The sequence below is a fragment of the Catenulispora sp. MAP12-49 genome (genome assembly GCF_041262705.1).
In the GTDB taxonomy this organism is placed as follows: domain Bacteria; phylum Actinomycetota; class Actinomycetes; order Streptomycetales; family Catenulisporaceae; genus Catenulispora.
In genome coordinates this window covers 34,483-50,193 of the sequence record NZ_JBGCCP010000044.1, presented here as the reverse complement: position 1 = coordinate 50,193, position 15,711 = coordinate 34,483, and the positions used below count along the sequence as shown (strand labels likewise).

General features: G+C 72.3%; 17 protein-coding genes. 8 read left to right on the top strand and 9 right to left on the bottom strand.

The genetic code is table 11. The features are described from left to right. Window positions 1-18: 18 nt before the first annotated feature. Window positions 19-1,410 carry an aldehyde dehydrogenase family protein gene (locus tag ABIA35_RS43400; protein ID WP_370361900.1) on the bottom strand — a complete coding sequence of 464 codons (1,392 nt, stop codon included), beginning with the start codon at window positions 1,408-1,410 and terminating at the stop codon, window positions 19-21. Continuing rightward, window positions 1,410-2,492 (bottom strand): phenazine biosynthesis protein, encoded by a 1,083-nt coding sequence (locus ABIA35_RS43395; protein ID WP_370361899.1) that lies wholly within the window; start codon window positions 2,490-2,492, stop codon window positions 1,410-1,412. The genes ABIA35_RS43400 and ABIA35_RS43395 overlap by 1 nt, the downstream gene beginning before the upstream one ends. Before the next feature lie 102 nt (window positions 2,493-2,594). On the opposite strand from ABIA35_RS43395, the gene ABIA35_RS43390 reads away from it, so the two are divergent. Beyond that, a complete protein-coding gene (locus ABIA35_RS43390) occupies window positions 2,595-3,056 on the top strand; it encodes a MarR family winged helix-turn-helix transcriptional regulator (RefSeq protein WP_370343351.1) in 462 nt (153 codons plus the stop codon). 60 nt (window positions 3,057-3,116) lie between these two features. Here ABIA35_RS43390 and tsaA read toward each other — a convergent pair whose 3' ends face one another. Then, window positions 3,117-3,599 (bottom strand): tRNA (N6-threonylcarbamoyladenosine(37)-N6)-methyltransferase TrmO, encoded by a 483-nt coding sequence (tsaA, locus tag ABIA35_RS43385; protein WP_370343350.1) that lies wholly within the window; start codon window positions 3,597-3,599, stop codon window positions 3,117-3,119. 78 nt (window positions 3,600-3,677) lie between these two features. On the opposite strand from tsaA, the gene ABIA35_RS43380 reads away from it, so the two are divergent. The 4 genes from ABIA35_RS43380 to ABIA35_RS43365 are packed head-to-tail and all read left to right on the top strand — an operon-like array spanning window position 3,678 to window position 6,844. Further along, complete coding sequence (locus ABIA35_RS43380; protein WP_370361898.1) at window positions 3,678-4,718, top strand: ketoacyl-ACP synthase III family protein; 1,041 nt, start codon at window positions 3,678-3,680, stop codon at window positions 4,716-4,718. Window positions 4,719-4,758: 40 nt separating this feature from the next. Continuing rightward, complete coding sequence (locus ABIA35_RS43375) at window positions 4,759-5,745, top strand: FAD-dependent oxidoreductase (RefSeq protein ID WP_370343348.1); 987 nt, start codon at window positions 4,759-4,761, stop codon at window positions 5,743-5,745. After that, complete coding sequence (locus ABIA35_RS43370; protein WP_370343347.1) at window positions 5,742-6,593, top strand: hypothetical protein; 852 nt, start codon at window positions 5,742-5,744, stop codon at window positions 6,591-6,593. Before ABIA35_RS43375 ends, ABIA35_RS43370 begins: the two co-directional genes overlap by 4 nt. Beyond that, window positions 6,593-6,844 carry an acyl carrier protein gene (locus tag ABIA35_RS43365; RefSeq protein ID WP_370343346.1) on the top strand — a complete coding sequence of 84 codons (252 nt, stop codon included), beginning with the start codon at window positions 6,593-6,595 and terminating at the stop codon, window positions 6,842-6,844. Before ABIA35_RS43370 ends, ABIA35_RS43365 begins: the two co-directional genes overlap by 1 nt. Here the strand turns inward: ABIA35_RS43365 and ABIA35_RS43360 are convergent. From ABIA35_RS43360 to ABIA35_RS43345, 4 genes are read right to left on the bottom strand one after another with little or no spacing between them, the layout of a single operon-like run. Further along, window positions 6,822-7,118 (bottom strand): muconolactone Delta-isomerase family protein, encoded by a 297-nt coding sequence (locus ABIA35_RS43360; protein WP_370343345.1) that lies wholly within the window; start codon window positions 7,116-7,118, stop codon window positions 6,822-6,824. The two genes, ABIA35_RS43365 and ABIA35_RS43360, sit on opposite strands and share 23 nt — an antisense overlap. A 37-nt stretch (window positions 7,119-7,155) precedes the next feature. Then, window positions 7,156-8,349, bottom strand: a complete 1,194-nt coding sequence (locus ABIA35_RS43355; RefSeq protein ID WP_370361897.1) for an MFS transporter — start codon at window positions 8,347-8,349, stop codon at window positions 7,156-7,158. Further along, complete coding sequence (locus tag ABIA35_RS43350) at window positions 8,349-9,398, bottom strand: 3-oxoacyl-[acyl-carrier-protein] synthase III C-terminal domain-containing protein (protein WP_370343342.1); 1,050 nt, start codon at window positions 9,396-9,398, stop codon at window positions 8,349-8,351. Before ABIA35_RS43350 ends, ABIA35_RS43355 begins: the two co-directional genes overlap by 1 nt. A gap of 27 nt (window positions 9,399-9,425) precedes the next feature. Further along, window positions 9,426-10,607 (bottom strand): HoxN/HupN/NixA family nickel/cobalt transporter, encoded by a 1,182-nt coding sequence (locus tag ABIA35_RS43345; protein WP_370343340.1) that lies wholly within the window; start codon window positions 10,605-10,607, stop codon window positions 9,426-9,428. 322 nt (window positions 10,608-10,929) lie between these two features. Here ABIA35_RS43345 and ABIA35_RS43340 point away from each other — a divergent pair, with 322 nt between their 5' ends. The 3 genes from ABIA35_RS43340 to ABIA35_RS43330 all read left to right on the top strand — a co-directional run bounded on the left by ABIA35_RS43340 (window position 10,930) and on the right by ABIA35_RS43330 (window position 13,697). Next, on the top strand, window positions 10,930-12,117 hold the full coding sequence (locus ABIA35_RS43340; protein WP_370361896.1) for a sensor histidine kinase: 1,188 nt from the start codon (window positions 10,930-10,932) through the stop codon (window positions 12,115-12,117). A gap of 29 nt (window positions 12,118-12,146) precedes the next feature. Continuing rightward, entirely contained in the window at window positions 12,147-12,791 is a 645-nt protein-coding gene (locus ABIA35_RS43335; RefSeq protein WP_370343433.1) for a response regulator, read from the top strand. Between the two features lie 126 nt (window positions 12,792-12,917). Further along, a complete protein-coding gene (locus ABIA35_RS43330) occupies window positions 12,918-13,697 on the top strand; it encodes a hypothetical protein (RefSeq protein WP_370361895.1) in 780 nt (259 codons plus the stop codon). Window positions 13,698-13,706: 9 nt separating this feature from the next. On the opposite strand, the gene ABIA35_RS43325 is transcribed toward ABIA35_RS43330, so the two are convergent. Together ABIA35_RS43325 and ABIA35_RS43320 are read right to left on the bottom strand one after the other, a co-directional pair. Further along, window positions 13,707-14,972 (bottom strand): sensor histidine kinase, encoded by a 1,266-nt coding sequence (locus ABIA35_RS43325; protein WP_370361894.1) that lies wholly within the window; start codon window positions 14,970-14,972, stop codon window positions 13,707-13,709. Then, window positions 14,972-15,619, bottom strand: coding sequence for a response regulator transcription factor (locus ABIA35_RS43320; RefSeq protein ID WP_370343431.1), 648 nt, complete (start codon window positions 15,617-15,619; stop codon window positions 14,972-14,974). Before ABIA35_RS43320 ends, ABIA35_RS43325 begins: the two co-directional genes overlap by 1 nt. Window positions 15,620-15,711: the final 92 nt, after the last annotated feature.

Sequence of the window (15,711 nt, the reverse complement as noted above, 5' to 3'; positions counted from 1 at the left end):
GCTCGTGTTGCAGGTATCTCAGGAGGTTCCGTACGCACGCGCTTCCATCAGCTCGTGGCTGAGGAATCCGTCGTGCGGGCTGGTGTCGCCGGCGGCCCAGGTCGGGACCGGCCCGGCCAGGACCTTGCGGATCGCCGGGCGCCGCAGCGCCTCGCGGGCCAGTGCGGGGTCGTCGGCCAGGACGGTCAGGGCCAACGTCTCCCCCAGCGGCGCCAACCCGTCCGAGCGCCGCCACGGCAGGACCCACAGGCACGGGAACGGCATCTCGATCCGCGAGCCGGGGTGATCCACGCGGTCGCACAGCAGGACCGCGGGCCGCAGCGCGGCCGACCCGTCGCCGAGCTCTGCGACCGGTCCGTCGGGATACCGCGCGGCGGCGACGTCTTCGGCCCCTGCCAGGCGGGCGGCCAGCGATCCGCGCATGGCGTGCGCCTCGGCCGTCGGGAGCACCGGCAGCTGAGCCCGGTCGGACTGCGGGGGCGCGGCAGTGAGCGGCGCCATCCGGTCGGCGAGCGCCTCGGCCAGCTCGCGCGGGTCGGAGTCGGTGAACACGGCGGTGGCGCAGGTGCACCGCAGTCCGGCGTCGTGGGTCGCCGAGGCGACGACGGTGTCGAGCACCGCCTCGGTGAGTTCCCCGCTGTGCAGGAGCTTGGAGCGGCCGGGCCCGCGCAGGATGACCCGGCGGTCGTGGGCGTAGCGGCGCGCGGCCTGGTCGCCGCCGAAGACCATGCTCAGGTCGGCGGCCTCGACGAGCGCGTCGCCGAGCTCGTGGCCGCCGGGCAGCAGCGACAGGGCCGAGGGCTCGATCCCGGCTTCCAGCAGGGCGGCGACCATGCGGGCCGGGGTCAGCGGGTCGCGGCTGCCGGGACGGATCACCAGACGGTAGCCGCAGGCCAGCGCGACCAGCCACTGGGTGTGGGTGCCGGGGTTGTTGCTGGGCGCCACGACCGCGAGCACGTCGCCGCGCCGCGTCCACAGCGGCAGGACCTCGCCGGGGCCGCAGGCCTCAGCTCCCGGAGCGGCGCCGGCCGGCCGTTCGGCGGCGGCGCGCGGGGCGGCGTTGGCGAAGTTGTGGACCATGTCGTCCAGGGAGTGCCGGGCCACGGTGATCGGGACGCCGGCCGCGCGGGACTGAAGGTCGCAATACTCTTTCGGGCCCAGCCCGTTCAGCTCGGCGGTGGCGAACAGCTCACCCGCGCGGCGGAAGATCGCGGGATCGAGAAGGGTATCGGCACTCTCGGCGGCGTCGCGGGCTCCGGCGACGGTGAGCCGGCCGAGCAGCGGGGGCGCCTGGTGGACCGTGGCCAGCGGCGTGCCGTCGACCCCGGCCAGCACCGACGTCGACGCCGACCGCGCGGGCCGGCCCGCGCGGATGACCGGTATCTGCGCCAGAGAGTCGTTCGGGCTCATCAGTACACGCCCTCGATGACCTTCGTCCCGGCCGGCTCGTAAGGACGCACCTGGGACAGTTCCAGCCCTGCCCAGCCGGGCGCCGATGCCCGCCGGATCGCCAGGTCACGCTCCAGCGTCGGCGGCGCGAAGAAGTCGCGGGACAGCACCGTGACCCGCACGCGTCCCTCCTCGTCGACGTCCACGGCACGGTCCGGGTTCTCCGGATCGACGAGCTCGACGATGCTGTAGGGGTGGAAGGGCCGGAAGACGCACCCGGCCTTGTCGTCGGGCAGCGGGCTGCGCTGCGGCGCGATCCCCATCATGGTGTTGCCGTAGACGCCGCGCACCGTGGCCTCGGGGAACACCTCCTCCTGCAGCAGCCGCAGGGTCTCGCCGTCGGCGCTGGTGCCGCCCCAGATGACGCCGCGCACCGTCTGGCGCAGCAGCGGCAGCACGTCGGTGCGGGCGGTGAGCAGCTCCAGCATGCGCGGCGTGCTGGAGATCGCCCGGACCGGCTGGCTGGCGACCACGTCGCGGACCTGGTCGAAGATGTGGTCGACGTAGCGCTGGAAGTCCTCGCGGCGGCCCTCGGCCAGGCAGCGGCGGACCCAGCGCGGGTCGAGGTCGACGTAGTTGCACAGGAAGCCGCGCCGGTGGGCCAGGTTCCTGACGTTCTTGGCCATGATGTGCGGCCCGGTCGGGCCGATGTGCAGCCAGCTGCCCTCGCCGGCCGGGAAGCCCTGCTCGTCGAGCATCCGGCTCTGCCAGCGCACGGCGCCGGCCCGCGAGGTCGCGTCCACGATGCGCTTGGGGGCGCCGGTCGCGCCGCCGGATTCGTAGACCCCGAACTCGTCGCCGCGCTCCAGACAGCCGCGCGGGATCAGCTGCCCGGCCGGCACCGCGCTGAAGTCGACGCCGACCTTCGCGAACAGCCGCAGGTCGCCGACGGTGGCCACGTCCGCGCGCGGATCGAAGTCGAACTCCTTGGCCCGCCCGACCCAGTACGGACTGCCGGTCTCCGGCGAGAAATGCCATTCCATCGCGGCCCGCAGGAGCTCGTGGGCCTGCGGCACGCCCTCGGCGGGCGGATCGAGAAGCATGGAAGGTGTCCCTTCGCCAGTTCAACAGTAAACTGATCGTCAGCCACACTGACAGATCAGAATATGTAGGATGCCCCAGAAGAGCGTCAAGGGGAGGCCGAAGTGCGGGAACCAGCGTCGGACGACGACGATCCGCTGTTCTTCGTGTCCCTCCCGGCCTCGGTCCGGGAGTCGTACGTGTTCCTGGCGCGCAAAGCGGCCCAGCGCGTCACGGCCCTGGCGCACGAGGCCCTGGGCCCGTTCGGCCTGACCCTGCGCCATTTCGGGGTGCTGAACCTGGTGGAGCTCGAACCGGGCCAGAACCAGCGGGTCGTGGGCGCGCGCCTGGGAATAGACCGCACCACGGTGGTCGCGGTCACCGACGATCTGGAGCGCGCCGGCTTGCTGGAACGGCGCCGAGGCAAGGACCGCCGCTCGTTCGCGCTGTACCTGACGCCGGTCGGCGTCGCGCAGCTGAAGCAACTGCGGAAGCTGGTGGATCTGGCGCAGGAGGACTTCCTGGCGCCGCTCGCCGCCGACGAGCGGGACACGTTGCGGGAGTTGTTGGGCCGACTGGTGGCTTAGCGGGCCCGCCGGCGTGGCCGCCGCAGTGTTCTGCGACCCGGCCCTGGGCTCGTCCGGCGCCTAACGCCCCAGCTCCTGCGGCGGCGTGTCCGACTCCGTCGAGTAGGGCTTGATGTCCAGCACCGGCGTCCCGTGCACCAGGTCCACGCCCTCGAACAGCAGCGCCCCCTCGTCGATCCCGCCGAGCCGCACCAGGCTCATGCCGATCCGGTTGTGCCGGTTCGGCGTGCGCGTGGCGTACACCCCGGTCGTCCGCCCGCTCTCCGACCAGCCGCGCGGCACGCAGCGCAGCGGCGCGGCCTCTTCATCCGTCTGGTCGTGCAGCCAGGTCAGGAGCCAGACGTACTGTCCGGCGCGCAGACCGTCCAAGCCCGCCACGAACTCCTCGAACACCACGATCCGCCCGCGCTCCTCGTAGGCCATCGTGGCCTGCGGCGGCGCGTCCTGAACGCGCAGGTAGCGGGTCTGCACGTAGCCGATCGGCGTCATGGCGATCTCGGTGTCCGGCCCCGGCGCAGGCTCTGCGTTCGCTTCGCGGCTCATGCGATCCCCTTGATAGACAATGCCCTGACGATCAATGATACTGACGATGTTGATTCCCCGTGGCACCTGGAGGCGTCTGTGAGGCTTTCCCCACCGCTGGCCGAGCCGCCGGGGATCGCCGCGGCCGTCCTGTGGCTTCCGCCGGGGCGCTCCACCGCCGCCGACGCCGTCGCGGCCGGGCGCATCGACGAGCCGACCCGCGACCGCCTGGGCTACACCGCCCTGGCCGAGAGCACCGAGCACGCCGCCCCGCAGATGGCCGTGCTGGCCGGCCGCAAAGCGCTGGCCGAGGCCGGCTGGAGCGGCGCCGAGGTCGGGATGGTCGCGCACGCCTGGATCCACCACCAGGGCCACGACTTCTGGTCCCCGCCGCACTTCGTCGCCGACGGCATCGGCGCGGACAAGGCCACTCCGGTGGGCCTCCAGCAGACCTCGAACGGCGGCGTCGCCGCGCTGGAGGCCTGCGTGGCCCGGATGGCGCTGGACCCGACGCTGGAGCGCGCCGCCGTCACCACCGCCGACCGCTTCGCCGAGCCCGGCTTCGACCGCTGGTTCGGCGATATCGACGTGGCCTACGGCGACTGCGGCACCGCACTGCTGCTGGACCGCTCCGGCGGCCCCTACCGCGTGCTGTCCATCGCCTCGGAGAGCGCCTCGGAGTACGAGATCCTCTATCGCGGCGAGGACGCGTGGACGCCGGCGCCGCGCATGCTCAACCCGACCATCAGCGCGCGCCGCACCAAGATGTACTTCCGCGAGAGCGGCGGCTGGCCGCGCTTCGTCGGCGTCCTGCGGCACTGCGTGCAGCGCGCCGTGCTGGGCGCGATCGACGACGCCGGCCTGGCCCCGGACGACCCGTGCCTGCGGCAGCTGGTCATGCCGCGCCTGAGCGCCGGCGCGCTGAACCAGTTCTACATCCCGGTGGTCACCGAGCTCGCGCTCCCCCACACCGAGATCGTCGACCTGGGCCGAGACACCGGCCACCTGGGCGCCGGCGACCTCGCCGCGAACCTCGCCGACCTGCACGGACAGGGCGGCCCGACGCCCGGGTCCGTGACCTTGTTCCTCAGCGCCGGCAACGGCTACACGTGGTCGTGTGTGGCGATCCGCAGGGAATGACCCCGCGACGCCGATCGATGAGTCAACTAGGGAGCAAGGGATGCCACAGAACACAGACGCACTCGTGATCGGGGCCGGCGTGTCCGGCCTGACCACGGCGGTGTGCCTGGCCGAACAGGGTTTGTCGGTCCGGGTGCTCGCCGAGCGGCCGCCGACGCTGACCACGTCCGCGGTGGCCGGCGCCATCCTCGGCGGCCCGGCGATCGCCGACGCCGCCGAGGCGGCGGCGAAGTTCTCGCCGCTGGAGCGCACCACGCCCTGGCACGAGGCCTCGCTCGCGGAGTTCGGCGCTCTGGCCGACCAGGACGGGACCGGCGTACACACCCAGCGCGGCCGGCTGGTGAACCGCCAGGGCGACGGCGGCCAGAGCTGGGCCGAGCGGCTGCCCGGTTACCAGGCGTGCGGCCCGGGGGAAAGCGCCGGCTACCCGGTGGCGTTCTGGACCACCCTGCCGATCGTCGACATGCCGGTGTACCTGGACTACCTCGTCGGCCGCCTGGCCGCCGCGGGCGGGGTCCTGGAGACCGGGAACTGCGCCTCGCCGGCCGAGGCGGCGAGCGAGGCCGGGGTCGTGGTGAACTGCACCGGCGTCGGCGCCGCGGACTTCGCCGGGGACGAAGGGGTCTTCCCGGTGCGGGGCCAGCACGTGGTCGTCGAGAACCCGGGTATCGAAGGGTTCTTCTTCGAGCAGAACCCCGGGCCGGTCTCCACCGGCTTCTTCGTCCACGGCGAAAGGGTGCTGCTGGGCAGCACGGCCGAGCGCGGGAACTGGAGCCTGGAGCCGGACGCGCGGCAGGCCGAGGAGATCATCGCCCGCTGCGTGGCCGTCGAGCCCCGGCTGGAGGGGGCCCGGGTCATGCGGATCGACGTCGGGCTGCGCGCCGCCCGGCGCGAGCCGCGGGTGGAGCTGGAGAAGACCGGTGATGCGCTGATCGTGCACAACTACGGGCACGGCGGCGTCGCGGTCGGGCTGTCCTGGGGCTGTGCCCAGGAGGCGGCGGGCCTGGCCGTCGGAGTGCTGGCGTGACCGAGCCGGCCGCCGACCCGCACGGCCTGGTGGCCCTGCCGCCGCAGGCCGCCGCGCTGCTGCACGTCCTGGACTCGGTCTTCGAACGCTGGGGCGTCCAGGACGGCGCGAACCCGATGATCATGCCGCCGCTGCTGCCGGTCGCGGCGCTGGCCCGGCTCGACGTCTACGAGAACTTCCCGCACCAGGCTCTGGTGGCCGGCGCCCTGGACCTGGAGCGGCACCGGCCCGGCGGCCGGCCCGAGACGTTCGCGCCCACGGAGGTCGAGCCGCTGGCCCTGGCGCTGCCCTCGGCGGCCTGTTTCGCCGTGTACCTGCACCACCAGGGCGCCGTGCTCGGCGGCGACACCATGGTGACGGTGATGAGCCGCTGCTTCCGTCGCGAGGAGCGCTGGGAAGGGCTGCGCCGGATGCTCGGCTTCCACATGCGGGAGGTCGTGGCCCTGGGTTCGGCGGAGTTCGCCGCCGAGCACCTGCGGCGGTTCGAGGAACGGATCGTGCCCTTCGCCGCCGCACTGGGCCTGGACGTGCGCAAGATACCGGCGGCCGACCCCTTCTACGACCGCGGCGGCCAGCGCGCGCTGCTGGCCCGGCTGGCCCCGGTCAAGCACGAGTTCGTGGTCGGCGACCTGGCGATCGCCTCGGTGAACGTGCACCGGAACTTCTTCGGCGAGCGCTGCGCCATCACCTACGGCCCGACCGGCCACGCGGCCTTCAGCAGCTGCGCGGCGTTCGGCTTGGAGCGCTGGCTGGCGGTGCTGCACGAGCGGCACGGCGGCTGGGAGGCCGCGGCCGCTGCGGTCGATGCCGCTGCCGCTGCCGCGGTGGTCGCGGCCGGGTGCGCCTGATGCCCGGCACGCCGGCCCGCCCCGAGCTCGTCGCCTGGCTGCGCGAGCGCCATCCCGAAGCCCCGGACTTCGGGCCCGAGGACGACCTGATCGAGATGCGCCTGGTGGACTCCCTGGGCTTCCTGGAGTTCCTGCAGCTCATCGAACGGCTCAGCGGCCGGGCTGTCGACGTCGAGACGCTGGACGTGGACACCTTCCGGACGCTGAGCCGGATCGAGCAGGTCTACTTCACTCCTGTCCGGACGCCGTAGGGTCGTAGGACGGCGGCTCTATCAGGGGCCAGACCTGGTAGTCCAAGTGGAGCCCCGCCGGGCTGTTGTAGAGCAGCTGCATCAGCTGCTCGTGGGAGTCCACTTCCCAGATGTTCAGCCCGGCGGAGGCCCCGACCAGGATCCAGCGGTGCTTGATGATCCCCTTGTCCTCCAGCTCCTGGGTGTAGGCGAAGCCCTCGGCCAGCTTGGCCTGGAACTCCTCGATACCGATGCCGATCGGCGCACGCTTGGCGATCACGGCGAACAGAGCCATCGTTCCTCCTGACGGTGTTGAGGGGATGGAGCGCGGATCAGGACTTCGACTGCTCCCGGGCGAACCGGGCGCGCATGAGCGTGCCGACCACCGACACCGGCACCGTGACCCCGGCGGCCAGCGCGAACAGCACCCCGAACCGGTCGGCGCCGACCAGGCCGCTCACCGCGGCCGTGCTGACCGCCGCGCCGGTGAACACCGCGCACGCCACGAGCGCCACCGCGCTGCCGCGGATCCGCGGCGCGGCCGCCTGCAGCACCCAGGCTTGCAGGGCGGACTGCCCGATGGCCAGGGCCAGACCCGCGCACGCGCTGGCGACCAGGATCGCCGGGATCGCCTGGCTGAACGCCGCGACCACGTACCCGGCGAACAACGCCGCCGTGCCGAACCCGAACATCGCCGCGCCGCCGGCCCGCGCGCCCAGGCGGCCGACGGCCAGCCGGCCGGCGATGGCCGCGACGCCGTAGGCGCTGGTGACCGCCCCGGAGATCAGGACGCTGTGTCCCTGCTTCTGCAACGCGGCGTTGAAGAAGTTGAACAACCCGACCATCGCCATCCCCTCCACGAACGTGAAGGGGATGAAGAAGCGGAACCAGGGGTCTGCCAGGACCACGGCGAAGCGTTCCCGGGCCGAGCGGCCGTCCGGGGCCGGGCGTCCGGGCTCGGGCAGCCGCGAGTACAGCCCGAACAGCACCGCCGCGATCAGCGCGGGCATCACCAGCGGGGCCCGCCAGTTCACCAGGTCGGTCAGGACGCCGACCACCAGCGTCGCCGAGGCCGCGCCGACCGCGCTGGCCGACAGCAGCGTGGCCATCGTGCGCTGGAACCGTTCGGGCGGCACGCGGTCGCCGACGTAGGCGACGGTCACCGGGATGATCGCGGCCGCCGAGGCGCCGGCGAGGGCGCGCGCCGCGATGAACACCCAGATGTCGGGCGCCAAGGCCGCGGCGAGGTCGGCCACGGCCAGGCCGGCCATCGCGGCGCGCAGGACCCGCACCCGGCCGACGGAGTCCGAGACGGTCCCGTGCACCAGCTGCATGGCGCCGAAGGTCAGCAGGTAGCCGGTCAGGGCGAACGTGGCCACGCCCAGGCTGGACCCGAAGTCCTTGGAGATGGGGACCAGCAGCGGGTTGACCACCACGAGGTCGACGTCCAGGAGGAAGAAGCCGATGGCCAGGACGGCGACGATGTGCCCGTCGGAGACGTCCCGGCCTTCTGGGGACTTCGCCACTACGCGTTCACTCCCAGCGCTCGCACCGCGATACAGGACCAGCTGAACCCGCCGCCCAAGGTGAGCAGCAGGGCGATGTCGCCGTCGGACAGCTGTTTGCGCTCGTGCAGATCGGCCAGGTTGGCCGCGGAGTCGCCGGCGCCGAGGTGGCCGGTGCCGGTCCCCAGGTAGGCGATCTCGGCGTGGCTGAGCCCGAGGCGGTCGACCGCGGGCTGGAAGAACTTTTCCAGGGTGCCGGCGCCCAGGCGCGGCAGAGCCAGGACCCTGACTCGCGGGTCGTCCGGCGCGGCCTGCGCTTCGGCCAGCGCGGTCCCGACCACCTCGACCACGGCGGCGATCAGCGTCTCGGCGAAGCCGTCCTCGGCGCCGCTGGCCAGGAACGCGCGCTTGGTGCGGCGGACGTCGACCCGCGGGCGCAGGTGCGGGGCCAGGCCGAAGGCGTCCTCGTCGCGGTGCATGTTCTCGTAGCGGGAGTAGGCCGTGGTGGCCACGGAGAGCAGTTCGTAGGGGCCCTCGTCGCGGTCCAGCAGCAGCGCGGTGCCCGAGTCGCCGTACGCGACCTCGTAGTCGCCGATCCAGCGGTCGAAGCCCGGCGGCACGAACCGGTCGGCGGTGGTGACCACGCAGCGCCGCACCGCCGGATCGGCGGCCATCCGGGTCGCGGCGATCTCCAGCGCCGCCGCGCCGCCGTTGCACATCTGCTGCACGCCGACCGCCGGGGCGCGCAGCGCGCCGATGCGGCGGGCGACGTAGTTGGCCGGCGACCAGAAATCGTGGCCCTGGTAGTAGGTCCAGGCGTGGGCGACCAGATCGACGTCCTCGGCCTCCCAGCCGGCCGCCTCCATCGCCTCGGCCGCGGCCAGCGCGGCCATCTCAGGGGCCGAATGCTCCCGGCTCTCGGTGACCTCGCGGTAGCCCAGACGCTCCGCGGTCTCCTCGTCGACCCGGCCGGCCGCCAGGGCGCCTTCCCGGGTGTCGCGGTGCGGGGGCAGCCACAGGGCCGCGGCCGCGATGCGCGGGGGCGCCGCCAGGGGTGGGGAGAGTCGCACAGGGCTCTCCTCTCCTGATAGTCAGGATCACGGATTGTCAGTGTTCAGTCTGTCTTCGCCCCACCGCTCGGTCAAGGCGGCCGGGCGCTCGGACTTCATCCCGGCCGTCCACTTCTCCTCGATGCGGCCGAATTTCCACACCGTCACGGCCCCGAGCCACACCAGCACGAACATCCCGACGATCGCGAAGCCGATGGAGTTCAGGTCGACGCCGGCGATCCAGTTCCAGAACCCGCCGTGCAGACTCAGCTTGTCCTGCAGGATGCTGAGCAGCTCGATGGTGCCGATGATCAGCGCCACGGCCACCGACAGGCCGGTCACGGCGATGTTGTAGAAGACCTTGCGCACCGGCTTGGAGAACGCCCAGCCGTAGGCGAAGTTCATGAAGGACCCGTCGATGGTGTCCAGCAGCGACATGCCGGCGGCGAACAGGATCGGCAGGCACATCACGGCGTACCACGGCAGACCCGCCGCGACCGACGTCCCGGCCAGGACCAGCAGCCCGATCTCGGTGACGGTGTCGAAGCCCAGGCCGAACAGCACGCCGACCGGGTAGATCTGCCAGGCCTTGGTGATCGTCCTCATCAGCCGGCCCAGGAACCGGTTCATCAGGCCCCGGTTGTTCAGGTGGTCCTCCAGGGTCGCCTCGTCGAACTCCCCGCGGCGCATCTGCCGGAACACCTTCAGGATCCCGACCAGCACCACCAGGTTGATGATCGCGATCAGGTAGAGGAAGGATCCTGACACCGCGGTGCCCACGAGGCCGCCGAACTTGTGCAGCCCCGACTTGTCATCGCTGAGCTGCACCCCCAGCCCTTTGAGACCCAGTCCGAGCCCCAGTGTCAACACGACCACGATCGTCGAGTGCCCGAGGGAGAACCAGAAGCCGACCGACAGCGGGCGCTTGCCCTCGGCCATCAGCTTGCGGGTGGTGTTGTCGATGGCCGCGATGTGGTCGGCGTCGAAGGCGTGCCGCATGCCCAGCGTGTAGGCGGTGACGCCGGTCCCCAGCCCGAACACGCCGGTGTCGACCTTGTAGTGCGACGGCACGATCAACAGGACCAACAGGCCCCAGCCCACGACGTGCAGGAGCAGGATGAAGGCGAACATGCTGCCGAAGCGGAACCACTCCCGGGGCGTCATCGACGCCTTGATCCTGGCGATCCGCCCCGCCGGCGACCGCTCGCCGACCTCTGCGGTGACTGTCATTGGCCCACAGCTCCTCGAAAGCGTCGAATGCCGGTCCGGGTGCTCGGGCCGATCCGGTGCCCGTGCCGGTCCGGGTGCGGCTCGATACGGGGCGATGTTATTGCGAGTCCTTCGCAACAACTAGTGGGTGGCAATTGTGCGCGCGGCGCCGGCGTGGCGGAGGGCGAAACGAGCCCGGGGTGCGGGTGACATGGCTTTTGGCATGGCCCTTGACATGGGGTTGCTATCCAGCCTTTGCTAAGTCCTATTTGATTACTTCACTGCTCACGGCTATCACTCGGACACAGCTGAGCAGTCCCGCCCGGCTCATTACCCTGGACCCATGACCATCCCGTCGCCTTCCGCGATCCCCGGGCGTTCGTGGCCGGGCGTCGGCGGCGTCGCGCGCGTCGTCCGGCGGACCGTGGTGGATTCCCTGTATCTGCTGGTGGCCCCGGTCGCGGCGCTGTTCGGGCTGCTCACGACCATTGCCGGGCTGTGCGTGGAAGCGCTGGGCCAGCGTTTGGAGGCGAGACCATGGCGGGGCGCGGCGGCCGCGGTGGCGCTGGTGCCGGTCGCCGTGGTCACTTCGGTGGCGACGTTCACGTGGTGGTTCGTCGCTCTGGGCGCCTCCACCTCCACACTCCGTGGCGGCTTCTCCTCCGGCGGGCCGCTGCCGCCGATCACGCTGAGCGCCGGCGGGAGCTCGCAGTCCCACATCGACCTGAGCCTCGGACTGACGTCGCCGACCGAGCGGCTCACCATCGGGACCATCGTCGGCCTGATGTTCCTGATCACGCTGCCACTGATGACCCGGGCGTGCGTCTCGGTGCACGCCGGCCTGTGGAAGGCGCTGCCGTCCGGCACGTTCGCACTGCGCCGGCGGATCAGGGGCCTGGAACAGGAACGGGACGCCGCGCAGGCCCGCACGGTCGCGGCGGTGTCGGCCGAGGCCACCGCACTGCGCCGCCTGGAGCGGGACATCCACGACGGCCCCCAGCAGCGCCTGGTCCGCCTGGCGCTGGAACTCGGCCGCGCAGAGCGCCACTTCGACGACCGGCCGGAAACCGTGCGCGAGGCACTGGCCGACGCGATCGTCCAGGCCCGGGAGGCGCTGGAGGAACTGCGGACCCTGTCCCGCGGCATCGCACCGCCGATCCTCGTCGACCGGGGCCTGCCCGCGGCGGTCACCGCCCTGGCCGCGCGCTCGACGATCCCGGTCAGCCTCGATCTCGGCAGCCTCGAACGTCGACCGGACGCGGCCGTGGAGACCGCCGCCTACTTCACCGTCGCCGAGGCCCTGACCAACGCGGCCAAGCACAGCGGCGCGCGCCGGTGTGAGATCGGGCTGCGACGGGAGGACAGGACGCTGCGGGTCTGGGTGACCGACGACGGCGCGGGAGGCGCGGCTCTGGACAAGGGCCACGGCCTGCGCGGGCTCGACGAGCGGGTCCGGGCAGCCGGCGGGCGGCTGCTCGTGAGCAGTCCCGTGGGCGGCCCGACGACAGTCAGCGCGGAGCTGCCGTGGTGACGCCGGCCGATCGTACCGATCGGCGCGCGTTGCGCATCGTCGTGGCCGACGACGCCGTCCTCCTGCGCGAGGGCCTGATCCGGCTGCTGGCCGAGGAGGGCCACAAGGTGGTGGCGTCCGTCGGCGACGCACCGGCCCTGGTCGAGGCCGTCTTGAAGCACCGGCCCGATGTCTCGGTGGTCGACGTGCGCATGCCGCCGACGCACACCGACGAGGGCCTGCGCGCGGCGATCACCATCCGGTCGCTGCTTCCCGGGGCGCCGGTGCTCGTCCTGAGCCAGTACGTGGAGGCCTCCTACGCCTCCGAACTGCTCGCCGACGGCCACGGCGCGGTGGGCTACCTGCTGAAGGACCGGGTCTCCAAGGTCGCCGAGTTCCTGGACGCGCTGGACCGCGTGGCCGAGGGCGGAACCGTGTTCGATCCGCAGGTCGTCGCGCAACTGCTGACCGGGCGGCGCCGCGGCGACCCGCTGGCCGAGCTGACCTCGCGCGAGCGCGAACTGCTGGCCCTGATGGCCGAGGGCCACTCCAACACGGCCATCGCCCGGCGCCTCGTGGTGTCCGCGAGCACGGTCGAGAAGCACATCGGCAACGTCTTCACCAAGCTCGGCCTGCCGCCGGACGACTCGGTGCACCGGCGGGTCCGCGCCGTACTGGCGTTCCTCAACGCATAGGACGCCAAGGAGCGAAGGACCGCAGCTCACGGCAGCCGCCCGGCGGGAAGGGTAGGGCCTGCCACACCACCAAGTGTCCGGCGTACCCCGCTGACCCGGCCGCGCCGCTGCGGAAGCGTGGTCGGCATGACAACCGCGCCCAACACACCCGTCCGGACCTCGGCACTCCTCGGCGCAGCCGCCGTCGCCCTCATCGCCGCCTTCGTCCTGGCACCGTCCCCGCTGGCGGCGATAGGCGGCCCGCACGGCGGCTTCTCCAGCGAGCAGGCGCTGCGCGACGCATTCAGCAAAGCGTTCATCGACTACTGGAAGTCCGGCGACCGGACCTTCCCAGCCGGCATGCAGGACATCGTCGACTACTGGTTCCGCTTCCACGTGGCCAAGGCCGCGATAGCCGCGGCCCTGCTCGCCGTTTTCATCGCACTCGCCATCCGCCTGTGGCGCATCACCGCCGGCCTCGGCGTCCTCATGGCGATCCTCGCCCTGTTCTCCGCAGCGATGCTGGCGGCCAACATCCAAGGCGCGGCAGCCCCGTTCTCCTCGCTCCTGTCGATGCTGCCCACCGGCAACTCCCACGGAGACCTCGGCACCACCATCACCCAGATCGACCAGCACCTGGCCCACTACCCCCACCAGACCACCGCCGCCACCCCCGCGGTGAAGGTCATGGTGGACGACTTCGGCCTCTACCACGCCGTCCTTGCCGTCGTCGGCGCCATCACGGCGCTCGTCCTCATCACGCTCAGCGTCATGGCCTGGAGGCGCCGGGCGAATCGCAGCATGCTGTGGTGCGCGATCCTGACGGCCCTGACCGCCCTCGCCGTCCTGGTCGTCACCGCGGCGAACATCGGCACCGCGGCGGACCCGGCCCCTGCGCTGCTGGGGTTCTTCCAGGGCGGTTGGTGAGCGCTCACCTCAACCGGCCACCGGCAGCCGCACCGTGAAAGCAGCCCCCTCCCCCACCCGTCCCGCAGCGCGGATCGTCCCTCCGTGGTCCGTGGCGATCTCGCGGGCCAGCGCCAGTCCCAGGCCGAAGTGGTGCGGTCCGGGGCTGCCGCTCTGGGCGAAGCGCTCGAAGATGCGGTCGCGGTCGACGGGGTCGAAGCCGTCGCCGTCGTCGGCGACTTCGAGTTCGGCGATGCCCCGGTCAGCGCGGCGCACGGCGATCTCGATGCGGCCGGTCGGAGCGGTGTGGCTGACGGCGTTGTCGAGCAGGGTGAAGATCATGCGGCGGACGGAGGAGCGCGCGCCTTTGACGATCAGGTCGTCGCCGACCGTGGTCAGGACGAGGGCCCGACCGGCCAGGCGCGGGCGTTCGGCGTCGATCACCTCGGCGGCCAGGGTCGCCAGGTCGAAGTACTCGCCGCGGTGCGGGGCGGCGCGCAGGCCGGCCGACATCAGCAGGTCCTCGACCACCTCGTTCAGTTCGCCCGCGGACTGGACCATCGCGCGCAGCTCGGTGGCGAGCCGTTCGGACTGCTCGGCGGCGAGCCGTTCGGACTGTTCGGCGGACAGGCCGTCGGCCGACGGCTGGTCCTGCTGCCAGCGCACCAGCATCTGCGCGCGGGTGTGCAGACGGGTCAGCGGCGTGCGCAGCTCGTGGCTGGCGTCGGCCACGAACCGCCGCTGCCGCTCCAGCGCGTCGCTCAGCGGCGCGATCGAGCGGCGGCCCAGCACGGCGCCCACGACCGTGGCCAGCACCACGCCGAGCAGCCCGGCCAACAGCAGCGCGCGGACCAGGTGGTCCAGGTCAGCCTGCTGATACCAGGTGTCGAACACGGCCTGCCGGACCACCGGGCCGCGCCGTACGGTCAGCACCTCGAAGTCGGTCTTGCCGATCGTGACGTGGGTCTGCGACGGCGCCGCACCAGCCTGCGCGCTCGCGACCGCCGACTGGAGCGGGAACCCGGGCGGCACCTGCGGCGCGTGGCGCACACTCGCGCCATCGACCTCGAACAGCCACAGGCACGGGATCGCCTGGTCCGGATTGTCGAGGTCCAGCGCCATGGCCAGCTCCTGCCGGGCCTGCGTGCGCTGCTCGTCCAGCACCACCCGGTACGCGCAGAAGCCGAGCAGTGCCAAGGCCACCAGGAATCCCGAGGCGATGCGGCAGGCGAGCACCGCGGCGGCCCGCGCGAGCATGCGCCGCTCGGGCGCGGGCGGTGCGGACCGTCGCAGCATCACAGCATGCCTATCCGGTAGCCGAGGCCGTAGACGGTCCGCACGATCTGCCGGCCGAGCTTACGGCGCAGGTAGTACACATAGGTGTCGACGACCGACTCGGCGGCCGTGTCCGGGAACACCTGGGAGCGCAACTGGGAGCGGGAATGGATGGCGCGGGGCCGCGCGGCCAGGGTGTTCAACAGGTCGAACTCGCGCGGCGAGAGCGGGACGCGGGTGCCGTCCGGCAGGGCGACCTCGCGCGCCTGCCGGTCCAGGAAGCCCTCGCCCAGGCGCAGCAGGTCCGACTCGTCGGCGAACCGGCGGTCCAGCGCGCGGACCCGGGCCAGCAGCTCCTCGACGTCGAAGGGCTTGGTCAGGTAGTCGTCGGCACCGCCGTCGAGCCCGCGCACCCGCTCGGCGTAGGCGCCGAGCGCGGTGAGGATCAGCACCCGGGCGGTGACCGCGCGGCGGCGCAGCCCCGCCACCAGCTCCAGGCCGTCCATCCCGGGCAGCCGCCGGTCGATCACCATGACCCGGTAGTCGTTGGCCAGGCCCAGGTGCAGGCCGCGCTGCGCGTCGTGGGCGGTGTCCACGTGGTAGCCCTCGCCTTCGATCAGGCTGGTGAGCAGCGCGGCGAGATCGGTGTCGTCCTCGACGACCAGCAGTCTGCTCTTGGGCGGGCCCTCTTGCGAGTCCCGGTTCGAGCTCGCCTGCGGGCTCTCCCGCCCCTCCTGCGGCGCCTGGGGTGCCATAGCGC